Consider the following 12600-nt stretch of genomic DNA (forward strand, 5'->3'; position numbering starts at 1 on the left):
TGACCCCAGCGGGATTCGAACCCGCGTTACCGCCGTGAGAGGGCGGCGTACTAGGCCGCTATACGATGGGGCCAGGCCTTGCGGAGCGTTTCCGTCCCGCGACAACCGTTCAAGTATGCCATGAGGTTTTCGAGTCCGCAAAATCGAGGCGAGAGGCTCGCGATTCCCGGGCGCGTCTCTCCCGAACCATGTTTGCCGCGGCCGCCGGAACGGAGTTGACTCTTGGTATGCGCGTAACGAAGCACGAACATGCCGCCCTCCGTCTCGATGAGAGCGGCGAAAGCCTGATCATCGACCCCGGCTCGTTCACCACACCGCTCGATGAGCTGTCCAGCGTGATCGGCGTGGTGCTCACGCACGAGCACCCGGACCACTGGACGCCTGAGCACCTCGACCGCATCCTGCGGGCGGCCCCCGGCACGCCGATCTTCGCTCCCGCAGGCGTGGCTGCGGCTGCGACCGACTACGAGATCACCGTCGTCGCCCCCGGCGACACTGTCACCGCAGGACGCTTCACGCTGCGCTTCTTCGGCGGCGAGCACGCTCTGATCCACTCTTCGATCCCGCTCGTGCAGAACGTCGGCGTGCTGGTGAACGACCAGCTGTATTACCCCGGCGACTCGTACGCCGTTCCTGAGGGAGTCGATGTCGACACTCTTGCAGCGCCGGCAGGGGCGCCGTGGCTCAAGATCGGCGAAGCCATGGACTTCGTCCTGGCGGTTCGGCCCCGTCGGGCCTTCGCCGTGCACGACATGACCCTGTCGGTCATCGGCCGCAACATGCACCGTCAGCGGCTGCAGTGGGCGACCGAGCAGAACGGCGGCGAGTTCTTCGAGCTCGACCCCGGCGATGCACTCGACCTGTGAACAGGCTGCTCCCCGCTCCCACCGCGCGGTTGCGGTTCCGCGAGATGACTCCTGCCGATCTCGACGACATGGCCGCGCTCCTCGGAGACCCGGAGGTCATGACGTTCTACCCGGCGCCGAAGACGCGCGATGAGAGCGTAGAGTGGATCGAACGCATGCAGGAGCGCTACGCGATCGACGGTCATGGCCTGTGGCTCGTCGAGACCCACGGCGGCGAGTTCGTCGGCGACTGCGGCATCACGTGGCAGTCGTACAACGAGACCCCGGTCCGCGAGATCGGGTACCACGTCCGCCGCGGCCTCCAGGGACGGGGCCTGGCGACCGAAGCCGCCCTTGCCTGCCTAGAGCTCGTCAGGGACGAGTTCGCGCCGACGCTTCTCACCGCGATCATCCACCCCGACAACACCGCGTCGCGACGCGTCGCAGAGCACCTCGGGATGACGCACATCGCCGATGACCATGCGCACCCGTGGATCGTGCGCACGGTCATGGGGGTGACCGTCGAGCCTCAGCCGTCGAACTGACCCTGCGCGGCACGCACTCGCAGGTCGCGGGCGAGGTTGTCCCGCTGTTCGATCACGAGGCGACGGAGCGCCGCGGGGGCCGATTCATTGGCCGCGAGCCAGCCGTCGACGAGGACGAGATCTTCGGATGCCGGGAACAGCCCGAGCACGAGCCTGCGGGCGAGTTCGATGCTCCGGTTCTGCCACGCGCCCGCGATCCGCTCGAAGTAGCCCGCGTCCAGTGATGCGATGAGATCTCGGCGGCCGCCGGCGCGCACGCCGCCGATCGTCGCGCTGAGATGATCGTTGCTGAGCGACTCGTCCTCCCAGGCCGCATGCCAGGCGACCAGGCGAGACTCGGCGAGCGGCTGCGACCACAGCGCGCGCACGGAGGCGGTACGGCCGCTGGCGGTGCCGTCGCGTTCGAGCTCGGCTGCGACGTCGTCGGCATCGGCGTGACCTGTCGTGCACAGGGCGATCATCAGTTCCCAGCGGAGATCGGGATCGATGCGCAGACCGGCAGGGGCGTCGCCGTCGAGGATGCCTCGTACGTCTGCGGCTCTGCCGGCATCCATCGCCGCCGCGGCGGCGAACGCGCGCGCCCACGACAGCTGGGCATCGCTCCCCTGCTCGGCGTTCTGAAGCGACGCCCAGGTCGTCTCCAGCCAGGCGCGCCCGGCATCCTGGCGCGCAGCATCCGGCAGGTAGTGTCCGATGGCATGCGCAGCGTTGGCGAGAACGCCCGCGAGGAGGCCGATGTTGTCCTCTGCCGGCGCGTGGGCGCCGACGATCGCCAGGTAGCGAGCGGTCGAGAGCTCGCCGTCGCGGGTGGCGTTCCACAGCGACGACCACACGAGGGCGCGCGGCAATGGTTCGAGTGTCGACAGCGCCTGTTCGACGGCGTCGAGGGAACGCGCATCGAGACGTGCCTTGGCATAGGTGAGGTCGTCGTCGTTGATGAGGACGAGGTCGGCGCCTCCGACGTCGATCGCTGCCCGCTCGTCGGACAGATCGACTTCGATCGCCTCCCGCCGTGTCAGGGTCCCCTCTGCGAGCTGGTAGCGGCCGACACGCAGCCGGTGCGGCCGAGGGTCGCTCTGCACGAGGACCTGCCCGTCGCCGGCGTCCTCCAGCCGGATCGTCGACATGCCGGTGGTCTCCAACCAGGCCCGAGACCAGGCGCGCACATCGCGACCCGATGCCGCTTCGAGCTCGACCAGCAGGTCCTCGAGCGTCGTGTTGCCGTAGGCGTGAGCGGCGAAGTACCGACGAGCGCCCTCGAAGAAGTTCTCCTCGCCGACGAAGGCGACGAGCTGCTTGAGAACGGCGGCGCCCTTGGCGTAGGTGATGCCGTCGAAATTCAGTTTGGCCGCTTCGAGGTCGGTGATGTCAGCCACGATCGGATGCGTCGTCGGCAGCTGATCCTGCTGATACGCCCACGACTTGCGGTTCGCTGCGAAGCGGACCCAGGCGTCGGTGAAGCGCGTCGCGGCGGCCGAGGCGTGCGCGCCCATGTAGTCGGCGAACGACTCCTTGAGCCAGAGGTCGTCCCACCACCGCATCGTGACGAGGTCGCCGAACCACATGTGCGCCATCTCATGGAGGATCGTGTTGGCTCTGCCGCCGCGCTGCGCGTCGGTCGCGGCTCCGCGTGACAGGTACGCCTCGGTGAAGGTCACGAGCCCTGGGTTCTCCATCGCGCCGAGGTTGTACTCGGGCACGAAGATCTGGTCGTACTTGCCCCAGGGGTACGGGAACGCGAACGCGTCGGTGAAGAAGTCGAGGCCCTGCTTCGTCACCTCGATGATCTCGTCCGCTTCGAGGAACTCCGCGAGCGATGGCCGGCACAGCACTCCGAGGGCGACGACCTGGTCGCCGCGCGTCCATTCCGCGTCGACACGGTGATACGGCCCGGCTGCGACGGAGGTTATGTAGCTGGACAGCGGCAGCGTCGGCGCGAACTCGACGGTCTGCACCTCGCCCTGCTCGGAGACGCTGACGGCGCTCTGGTTCGACAGCACGTGCCAGCCGATCGGCGCGTGGACGACGAACGTGTATGCGGCCTTCATGTCCGGCTGCTCGAAGCAGGCCATGACGCGTCGCGCGTCGGCAGGCTCGTACTGCGTGTAGAGATACGTCTCGCCGTCGACGGGATCCACGAACCGGTGCAGACCCTCGCCGGATCGCGAGTAGCTGCCTGTGGCTTCGATCGTCACCGTGTTGGATGCCGCGAGGCCCCTGATCGTGACGCGAGCACCGTCGTACTCGACCGGCTGGTCCGTGCCGTTGACCGTGACCCGCTGGATGTCTTCGCCGATGAAGTCGATCCAGGTGTCCGGGGTCGTGGCGTCGAAGCTCAGCGTGGTGGTGGATCCGAAGCCCGTCCGCGCCAGGTCGCGTGCCTGACGGAGGTCGAGCTCGACGCGGATCTCGTGGACGGTGACGTGCGCAGATCGTGCAGCCGTCTCTTCCCTGGTCAGGTTCGCTGAGGTCATGGCACCATCGTTTCATGCCGGCCGAGAGAACCAGGGGCTGACGTTCAGCGGCGCATCCGTTAGGCTGGACGTGTTCGTCCGCCTTCATCTACCTCACCCTCTCGGGCATGCCACGCCGCTTCTACGCCGCTTCCCGGGAGTTTCTGACACCGCCGCACCAGTTCAACGCGCGGCTGACGGGTCGATGATCGGCCCACCGAACACCAAAGGAAACACAGCATGGCCACTGGCACTGTCAAATGGTTCAACTCCGACAAGGGCTACGGCTTCATCGCTCCCGATGACGGCTCTGCCGACGTCTTCGCGCACTTCAGCGCGATCCAGTCGTCCGGCTACCGCAACCTCGAGGAAGCGCAGAAGGTCGAGTTCGACACGGAGCAGGGCCCCAAGGGCCCCCAGGCGACGAACATTCGTCCGCTCTGATCCGAGCTTTTGAAGGCCCGGTGCCGCAGTTTCGCGGAACCGGGCCTTTGCCATGTCACGGCTCGACTTGACGATCGTCGACGGTAACGCGTACATTACAGAACGGTAACGGTCCCACCCGAAGGGATCGACGACGAGCAATCCTGCTCTGCCGGAAGGATCCCTCACGACTTCAGCACTACCCGAGCGCGCGCCCGAACTCGCCTCGGCCACCAGCCCCGTCACGCCTCGACCGCAGCTGCGGCGAGACCTGCGCCGCTCGTCGACCCCCGACGCGCAGCGGCCGGCAGCACCCACTGCCGCTTCTGAGCAGGACGCCTCCGCGGCAGCACCCACCGCACCGCGCGCAGCCGCTCGCACGGCGCCGTCGGCTCCTGCCTCGCGACACAAGCCGCGCCGCACGGGCCATACGCATCGCCCGTGGGCCAAGACGAAGGCGCTGGGAGCAACGCTCGCCGTCGGCGCGATGATCACGGGTGCAGCGCTCCCCGCGCTCAACCCCGATGCCGATCCCGTGGCGGCGACCACCGGTCTCAACGTCACGACCGAAGCGGCCGCGAACCCCCAGTCGTACAGCTCGACGGACGAGATCCGCGCTGAGATCGCCCCTCGGGGCAACTTCTCGGCCACGACGCCGGCCGAGATCGAGGAGACGCGCTCGCAGGCGGTCGCCGCAGCGTTGTCGGCGGGCATGCCTCTGGCCAGTGCCGTGGACATTCCGATCGCCGATGAGGTTCTCATGCCGATGGCAGCGGGCACCTACTCGTTCACCGATGGCTTCGGCGCCTCGCGCCCCGGCCGGTCCCACCTCGGCCAGGACTTCGCAGCCCCGGTCGGCACTCCGATCCGTGCGGCGATGGACGGCTGTGTCTCGCGCTCCACCGAGAGCTACCAGGGCTACGGCGTGACGATCCAGATCGAGAGCATCCTCGACGGGCGTTCGGTCAGCACCGTTTACTCGCACATGACCAACGGCAGCCGCGCCGTCCAGGTCGGCGACTGCGTGCAGGCCGGCGACTACCTCGCCGACGTCGGCTCGACGGGATACGTCTTCGGCTCGTGCCTGCACTTCGAGGTGCATGTCGACAGCACGCCGGTCGACCCGATGCCCTGGCTCTCCGCCAACGTGCGCTGACGCTCAGCGCTTCTGCAGCACCTTCAGCACGCACTGCTCTTCGACGGTGAGGTGTTTGCGCGGCCGCATCCGCGACATCGCTCGGCGCACGGCTGGAATCGTGACGCCGTCCTCGAACGCGCCGAACACACGCGGATCGATGTAGGAGTCCCTCGTCACGGCCGGCGTGTTACCCAGACGCTCAGCGACGTCAGCGATCACATCACGCACCACCGCGGCGCCCGCCGTGTCGTCGTCGCTCTCCAGCGCGAGCAGCGCCGACGTCGCGAGCAGCGTGCCGCCCCACGTGCGGAAGTCCTTCGCGGTGAATTCCTCCCCCATATGCCGCTTGACGTATGCGTTCACGCGCTTGCTGTCGACGTCGTGCAGGATGCCGTCCTCGTCGAAGAACCGGAAGATCTCGTGCCCGGGCATCTGCTCCAGCTGTGCGAGCACCCGGACGAGCTGCGGATCACGCACGGTCTTGACATGCCGCTTCCCGCTCTTACCTACGTAGTCGAACGTCACCTTCGTCGAGGAGACGTCCGTGTGCTTCCGCCGGAGCGTCGTGACACCGTAGTGGCCGTACGCACGCGCGTACTCGGCATTGCCGACGCGGAAGAACTCCTGGTCGATCAGCTTGACCACGCAGGCCACGACCTTGTCCTCGTCGAGCCGTCGACGCCGCAGATCCTTCTCGACCTGCTTGCGCAGCCGTGGCAGGCGCTCGGCGAAGAGCAGGACGCGTGCGAACTTCTTCTTCTCCTGCCGCCGGCGGTATGACGGTCCGTAGAGCGTCTGCGTGCGTCCTGCCGCGTCGATGCCCCTGGCGAGCACTTTGGACGACGATGAGCGCGATATCTCGACGTCCGTCCAGGCCGGCGGTATCGCGAGCTTCTCGATCCGCGCGATCTCGCGCGCGGCGGTGATCCGCCGGCGACCATCGCGATAGACGGTCTGTCCGGCGACGTCCTGCCGCGTGATCGGCAGCCGGGGTATGCGGCTCATGGTTCCTGAATCATACTCGCGGCACTCGTGCTCCGAACAGCAGAAAACCCCCGCCTGAGCGGGGGTTCTTTCACTGCTGGGGTACCTGGACTCGAACCAAGAATGGCGGTACCAGAAACCGCTGTGTTGCCAATTACACCATACCCCAAGGGCGAAACCGGAGCCTCGCACCGAGGTACTACTCTACCCGACTTCGGCGGTGCCGCCAAAACGCGGCCGGGCTCTCGGGCGAGTCGTGCGGCTCAGCCGCGCAGGTGCTCGGCCAGCGCGACCAGGCGCCGGAGCGACTCGTCCTTCCCGAGCAGTTCCATCGACTCGAACAGGGGCGGTGAGACTCGACGACCGGTGATCGCGACACGCGGCGGACCATAGGCGACACGTGGCTTGAGCTCGAGGTTCTCGACCAGAGCCGTGGCGAGAGCATCCTGGATCTTCTCCGGGGTGAACTCCGAGACGGGCTGCAGAGCCGCCACGCACGCCTCCACGACCTCGGCGGCGTTCGCCGGCAGACCCTTGAGCGCGTCCGCGTCGTACGAGACCTCGTCGACGAACAGGAATCCGACCATGCCGGGCACATCCCCGAGCAGCTGCACGCGCTCCTGCACGAGCGGTGCGACGCGGAACGCGAGCACCAGCTGCTCGTGCGTCGGCTCGTCGAAGAGGCCGGCTGCAGCGAGGTACGGGATGGTCCGCTCGGCGAAGTCCTTCTCTCCCAGCATCCGGATGTGATCGCCGTTGATCGACTCGGCCTTCTTCTGGTCGAATCGTGCCGGGTTCGGGTTCACGTTCTCGATGTCGAAGGCCGCGATGAACTCGTCGAGCGAGAAGACGTCGCGGTCGGGGCCGATCGACCAGCCCAGAAGCGCGAGGTAGTTCAGCAGGCCCTCGTGGATGAATCCGCGGTCGCGGTGCAGGAACAGATCGGCCTGCGGATCGCGCTTGGAGAGCTTCTTGTTGCCGGTCTCGCCCAGCACGAGAGGCATGTGCGCGAAGCGCGGGACGAAGGTCGTGACGCCGGCGTCGACGAGCGCCGCGTACAGCGCGAGCTGGCGCGCCGTCGAGGGCATGAGGTCCTCGCCGCGCAGCACGTGGGTGATACCCATGAGCGCGTCGTCCACCGGGTTGACGAAGGTGTAGAGCGGGATGCCGTTGGGCCGCACGACGACGAAGTCGGGGAAGGATCCGGCGGGGAATGTGACCTCGCCGCGGATCAGGTCGACGTAGGTGAGATCCTCGTCCGGCACGCGCAGGCGCAGCGCCGGCTGGCGTCCTTCGGCGCGGAATGCCGCCTTCTGCTCGTCGGTGAGATCGCGGTCGTGGTTGTCGTAGCCGAGCTGCTTGGCGCGACCGTTCGCCTCGTTGCGGGCGTCGATCTCGTCCGCGTTGGAGAAGCTCTCGTAGATGGCCCCTGCGGCGAGCAGCTTGTCGATGACCTCACGATAGATGTCGTGGCGCTGCGACTGGCGGTACGGCGCGTGCGGGCCACCCACCTCGACGCCCTCGTCCCAGTCGATCTCCATCCAGCGCAGCGCGTCCAGCAGCTGCTGGTAGCTCTCCTCGCTGTCACGCGCGGCGTCGGTGTCTTCGATGCGGAACACGAGCTTGCCGCCGTTGTGGCGCGCGTACGCCCAGTTGAAGAGCGCCGTGCGGATCAGGCCGACGTGCGGCAGACCCGTCGGCGACGGGCAGAAGCGGACGCGGACGTCCGAACCGGATGCGGTGGTGGTGAGGGGATGCGGGGTAGCCATAGCCCCTCAATCCTACGCGTGCGCGTGCACCCTCAACGGGCCCGTCCGATGGCCAGGGCGGCCGTGTGGTCCAGGGCGATGACACCGCCCGGGGCCCGCTCGTCGCAGAGCTCGTCGAACGCGCGTCTGAAGAGCGGTCGATCGCTCGGGTCGAGCGCCAGGTAGAACGCGCCGGCCGAGGCGACGCCGCCCTCGGCAGAGGCCCAGAGCGCGTCAGGATGGGCCTGCCAGGTCCACGTGATCTCGGAGATATCGACGGCATGCCACCCGCCGTCGATGAGCATCTGTCCGAACCCGGGCGGAGTGCGCTCGAAGTCCTTGTCGGGTAGAAGCCGTTCACCCGCGGCCGGCGTCAGGCCGGCGCGTTCGCAGACCCCGGCCCAGAACCATGACGGGGATACCGTCCAGATCGTTGCGACGAGCGGCGCGCCGGCCACCGCAACTCTGGCCATCTCGCGGGCGGCCGCACGCGGATCGGGCACGTGATTGAGCACGAAGTTCGCGGTGACCGCGTCGAATGCGGCATCCGGATACGGAAGCTCGGGCAGAGCGCCGGGAACGAATTCGAGGGTCGGATGCTGCGTAACGGCGATCTCGCGCATCGTCGGCTCCGGCTCGCAGCCGGTCACCATCCACCCGGCACGGGCGAGGGCAGCGGCCAGAGTGCCAGTGCCGGAGCCGACGTCGATCAGACGGCGCGAATCCGACGGGCCCAGAGCGGACGCGATCCGGTCGACTGTGCCGGCGCAGAGCGCCGCGTAGGACGCCGCATAGGCCGCGCCGATGCCGCGCCAGGCCTTCATGACGCGAACTCCCCTGGCACGGGAGGTTCGACCCCGGATGCGGGGGCGGAGAGAGGATGCGGCGTCGCCATAGACCCTCGATCCTATCGAGGCGAGTTCGCCGCCAACGGCGTCATAGCCGGTAACACGCCCACACCTGGGGTAACACGCACACACCTGCGGTAACAACCGTCGCGTCAGCGAATCCGGCCCATAGTCTTGCCGCACTCGATCGCACTCCATCGGACTTCGGGCGATCAGTCCACCGATATCCACCAACCGAAAGGGCACGACCATGACAACCACCACCCCCGCTGCCACGGCGCTCGTCGATCGCTGGCGAGATGCACCACGGCCCGCGAAGAGCGACGAATGGCTGAGTCGCGCCCAGGAGGTGGCGGACATTCTCGCCGCCGATGCCGTAGAACGTGATCGCGTCGGCGCCACGCCGCGTGCTGAGGTCCAGCTGCTCAAGGACTCGGGCCTCGTGACGCTGCTGGGTCCAGCAGCCCACGGCGGAGCCGGCGAGAGCTGGGACGTCGCGTACAAGGTCATCCGCACCATCGCGCGCGGTGACGGCTCCATCGGTCAGCTGCTCGGCTATCACTACCTCTGGGCATGGGCTGCACGGCTGGTCGCAACCGATGAGCAGATCGCAGTGGTCGAAGAGCTGTACACGACGAACAACTACCTGTTCGGCGGCGCCGTCAACCCGCGCGATTCCGACCTGGTGATCCGCGAGGACGGCGACGACCTCGTCTTCTCGGGGCACAAGTCGTTCTCAACCGGCGGACAGATCTCTGACCTCACCGTCCTGGAGGGCGTGCTCGAGGGCACCGGGACGCACATCTTCGCGATCGTTCCGACAGCTCAGGAGGGCATCGTCTTCGCCGATGACTGGAACAGTCTCGGACAGCGGCTGACAGAATCCGGTTCGGTGGACATCCGCGACGTGCGGGTTCCCTGGGCATCGGCGGCAGGCTTCGTCGACAAGGTGTTTCAGCCGCTGACCTACAACACCCTCAATGTGCCGGCCATCCAGTTGGTCTTCGCGAACTTCTACCTCGGCATCGCGCAGGGCGCGCTGGAGACGGCATCCGCATACACCCGCACCACCACCCGCGCGTGGCCCTACGGCGGCGACGACAAGAAGCACGCCAGCGAGGAGTGGTATCTGCTCGAGGGATACGGCACTCTGCAGTCGAAGCTGTGGGCGGATGAGGCTCTCCTCGATGCGGCCGGAGCGGAGATCAGCGCGGTGCTGCACGCACCCCGTGGCGAACTCACCGAGCGGCGACGGGGCGAGCTCGCCGTGCGGATCGCGGCCGGGAAACTGCGCATCGTCGACGACGGGCTCGAGGTCGCCACGAAGGTGTACGAGCTCACGGGCGCCCGCGCCTCTGCGAACTCCGTGGGCCTGGACATCTTCTGGCGCAATCTGCGCACGCACAGCCTGCACGACCCGATCGCCTACAAGAAGCGCGAGGTCGGCGAGTACGTGCTGCTGAACCAGGTGCCGGCACCCACCTGGTACACCTGAGCACTCAGCGAGGTGCGCGTGAGGCCGTCACTGCGAGGATCGGCGCGGAGACGGCCTCACGCCGCGCGCATCCGCCCCAGCGGGGATGCGACGACGATCGCGAGGACGAGGACGGATGCCGCGACAGCCAGCCCGCCGTACTGGAAGTTCGACAGGATGACGCCGGCAAGCACCGCTCCACCCGCAGCGGAGAAGCTCATCAACGAGTCGCTGCGGCCTTGTCGACGGGTTCGGAGGGCGGGCATCGTGGCCTCGGTCAGGAGGGCAGCGCCCGATACCGTGGCCGCGCTCCAGCCGAGCCCGAGCAGGACCAGCGCAACCATCACGCCCCACGCCTGATCGTTCGCGAACATCGCGAACAGCAGCGACGCCGCGAGCAGGGCCTGACCGAGCAGCACGACCCTGAGCCGGCCCCACCGGTCGGCGAGGATGCCGAAGACCGGAGAGAGCGCGTACATCCCCGCGACGTGCATCGCGATCGTCACACCGACGAGCGACGAGATGTCGGCCGGCGTCGCATGCCCTCCGTGCGCTCCGTGGGCCATGTGTGCGAGATGGATCGGCGTCATCGCCATGACCGATGCCATCGTCACGTGCGATGCGGCGATGGCGAACATGGCGTAACGAGCGACGAGCGGATGGTCGCGCCGCTCCTCCACCGTGTTCTGGTCGGCGCCTGCGGCCATGATGCGCTGCGCGAGCAGCAGCGGATCGGGCCGCAGCGCCACGATGTACAGCACGAACGCCGCGACCTGAGCGACCAGCGAGAACAGGTACGAGCCGGTCTGCGGCGGCATCCCGATCGCTTGGCCTAGCACCTCACCCGGGCCGAGCAGTAGAGGGCCGGCGACTCCCCCCACGGTCGTCGCCCACACGACGATCGACAGATCCCGGCCGCGATGGTGAGAACTCGCGAGGTCTGTGGCAGCGAAACGGGACTGAAGGTTGCCGGCGTTGCCTGCGCCGATCAGCACGATGCCGACGAGCAGAAGCGGGAACACGCGCAGCGCCGCGGCGAGGATCACGATCCCGATCCCGATCAGGGCGAACAGGTTGCCGAGGGTCAGCGCCCGCCTGCGGCCGAGCTTCGTGGCCAGACGCGCGAGCGGTATCGCGCACAGCGCGGCGCCGAGCGTGACGGATGCTGTTGCCAGGCCCGAGAGCGCGTCGTCACCGGAGATGTCGGCGGCCAGCAGCGCACCGAGCGAAACGGTTGCGCCGAACGCGATGCCGCCGAGCACCTGTCCGGCCGAGAGGATGGCGACCGTGCGTCGCTGAACCGCCTGCTGCTGCGCGACGGTCGGCAGAGTCATGCGACCGGCAGCGCGTCGCGTACCGTGTTGCGCAGGATGCCGATGCCGGACACCTCGACCTCGATGGTGTCACCGGCGACGAACGGGCCGACACCGGCCGGTGTTCCGGTGAGGATGACGTCGCCCGGCAGCAGCGTGAACACGGCGGATGCGTACTCGATGATGTCGGCGACGGAGTGGATCATGTCGCTCAGCGGCGCGTGCTGGCGGACCTCGCCGTTCACGCGGGTCTCGATGGTGGCATCCTCATCGTCGAACTCGGTCTCGATGACGGGCCCGAGGGGGCAGAAGGTGTCGAAGCCCTTCCCGCGCGTCCACTGGCCATCCTTCTTCTGAAGGTCGCGTGCGGTGACATCGTTCGCGACGGTGAAGCCGAGGACGTAATCGAGCGCGTCCTCCGCCTTGACGTTCTTCGCGATGCGGCCGATGACGACGGCGAGCTCGCCCTCGTGCTCTGTCCGCTCGGACAGCGTGGGACGCACGATGGTGTCACCCGGCCCGATGACCGACGTGTTCGGCTTCAGGAACAACAGCGGCTCCTCTGGTGCCACGCCGCCCATCTCGGCTGCGTGGTCGTGGTAGTTCTTTCCGACGCAGACGACCTTCGACCGAGGGATCACCGGGGCGAGCAGCGCGGCATCCGCCAGCGGAACCCGCTCCCCCGTCGTCTCGAAACCTGCGAACATCGGGTCGCCGGCGAGCACGACCAGCTCCTGCTCGTCCTCGTCGAGGATCCCGTACTGGATGGCGTCGTTGTGGCTGAACCGGGCGATCTTCACCCGCCCAGCCTAGCGCCGGCCGTCCCGCG

Annotated in this window: 11 protein-coding genes and 2 tRNA genes; 5 read left to right on the forward strand and 8 right to left on the reverse strand. The window is 67.7% G+C overall.

What is annotated here, in order from left to right:
- Window positions 1–73, reverse strand: a tRNA-Glu gene (locus tag LQZ87_RS10105).
- Window positions 74–227: 154 nt separating this feature from the next.
- Between LQZ87_RS10105 and LQZ87_RS10110 the strand changes: the two genes are divergently transcribed.
- Window positions 228–866, forward strand: a complete 639-nt coding sequence (locus LQZ87_RS10110; RefSeq protein ID WP_230103340.1) for an MBL fold metallo-hydrolase — start codon at window positions 228–230, stop codon at window positions 864–866.
- Window positions 863–1390 (forward strand): GNAT family N-acetyltransferase, encoded by a 528-nt coding sequence (locus LQZ87_RS10115; RefSeq protein ID WP_325471466.1) that lies wholly within the window; start codon window positions 863–865, stop codon window positions 1388–1390. Before LQZ87_RS10110 ends, LQZ87_RS10115 begins: the two co-directional genes overlap by 4 nt.
- On the opposite strand, the gene pepN is transcribed toward LQZ87_RS10115, so the two are convergent.
- Window positions 1375–3864, reverse strand: coding sequence for an aminopeptidase N (gene pepN / locus LQZ87_RS10120; RefSeq protein WP_230103341.1), 2490 nt, complete (start codon window positions 3862–3864; stop codon window positions 1375–1377). The two genes, LQZ87_RS10115 and pepN, sit on opposite strands and share 16 nt — an antisense overlap.
- A 219-nt stretch (window positions 3865–4083) precedes the next feature.
- On the opposite strand from pepN, the gene LQZ87_RS10125 reads away from it, so the two are divergent.
- Window positions 4084–4287, forward strand: coding sequence for a cold-shock protein (locus LQZ87_RS10125; protein WP_175986543.1), 204 nt, complete (start codon window positions 4084–4086; stop codon window positions 4285–4287).
- A gap of 466 nt (window positions 4288–4753) precedes the next feature.
- Window positions 4754–5422, forward strand: a complete 669-nt coding sequence (locus tag LQZ87_RS10130; RefSeq protein WP_230103342.1) for a M23 family metallopeptidase — start codon at window positions 4754–4756, stop codon at window positions 5420–5422.
- A 3-nt stretch (window positions 5423–5425) separates the two neighbouring features.
- Here LQZ87_RS10130 and LQZ87_RS10135 read toward each other — a convergent pair whose 3' ends face one another.
- The 4 genes from LQZ87_RS10135 to LQZ87_RS10150 form a co-directional block, all read right to left on the reverse strand.
- Window positions 5426–6409 carry a DNA topoisomerase IB gene (locus tag LQZ87_RS10135; RefSeq protein WP_230103343.1) on the reverse strand — a complete coding sequence of 328 codons (984 nt, stop codon included), beginning with the start codon at window positions 6407–6409 and terminating at the stop codon, window positions 5426–5428.
- 76 nt (window positions 6410–6485) lie between these two features.
- Window positions 6486–6557: transfer RNA gene (locus tag LQZ87_RS10140), tRNA-Gln, on the reverse strand.
- Between the two features lie 94 nt (window positions 6558–6651).
- Window positions 6652–8157, reverse strand: coding sequence for a glutamate--tRNA ligase (gene gltX / locus LQZ87_RS10145; RefSeq protein WP_230103344.1), 1506 nt, complete (start codon window positions 8155–8157; stop codon window positions 6652–6654).
- A 32-nt stretch (window positions 8158–8189) separates the two neighbouring features.
- Window positions 8190–8960, reverse strand: a complete 771-nt coding sequence (locus LQZ87_RS10150) for a class I SAM-dependent methyltransferase (protein ID WP_230103345.1) — start codon at window positions 8958–8960, stop codon at window positions 8190–8192.
- 274 nt (window positions 8961–9234) lie between these two features.
- Between LQZ87_RS10150 and LQZ87_RS10155 the strand changes: the two genes are divergently transcribed.
- Complete coding sequence (locus LQZ87_RS10155) at window positions 9235–10479, forward strand: acyl-CoA dehydrogenase family protein (protein ID WP_230103346.1); 1245 nt, start codon at window positions 9235–9237, stop codon at window positions 10477–10479.
- Window positions 10480–10535: 56 nt separating this feature from the next.
- Here the strand turns inward: LQZ87_RS10155 and LQZ87_RS10160 are convergent, their stop codons facing one another.
- Both LQZ87_RS10160 and LQZ87_RS10165 read right to left on the reverse strand, forming a co-directional pair.
- Window positions 10536–11792 carry an MFS transporter gene (locus LQZ87_RS10160; RefSeq protein ID WP_230103347.1) on the reverse strand — a complete coding sequence of 419 codons (1257 nt, stop codon included), beginning with the start codon at window positions 11790–11792 and terminating at the stop codon, window positions 10536–10538.
- Window positions 11789–12571, reverse strand: coding sequence for a fumarylacetoacetate hydrolase family protein (locus LQZ87_RS10165; protein WP_230103348.1), 783 nt, complete (start codon window positions 12569–12571; stop codon window positions 11789–11791). The genes LQZ87_RS10160 and LQZ87_RS10165 overlap by 4 nt, the downstream gene beginning before the upstream one ends.
- Window positions 12572–12600: the final 29 nt, after the last annotated feature.

It is taken from the genome of Microbacterium sp. Bi121, assembly GCF_918698005.1.
GTDB lineage: Bacteria > Actinomycetota > Actinomycetes > Actinomycetales > Microbacteriaceae > Microbacterium.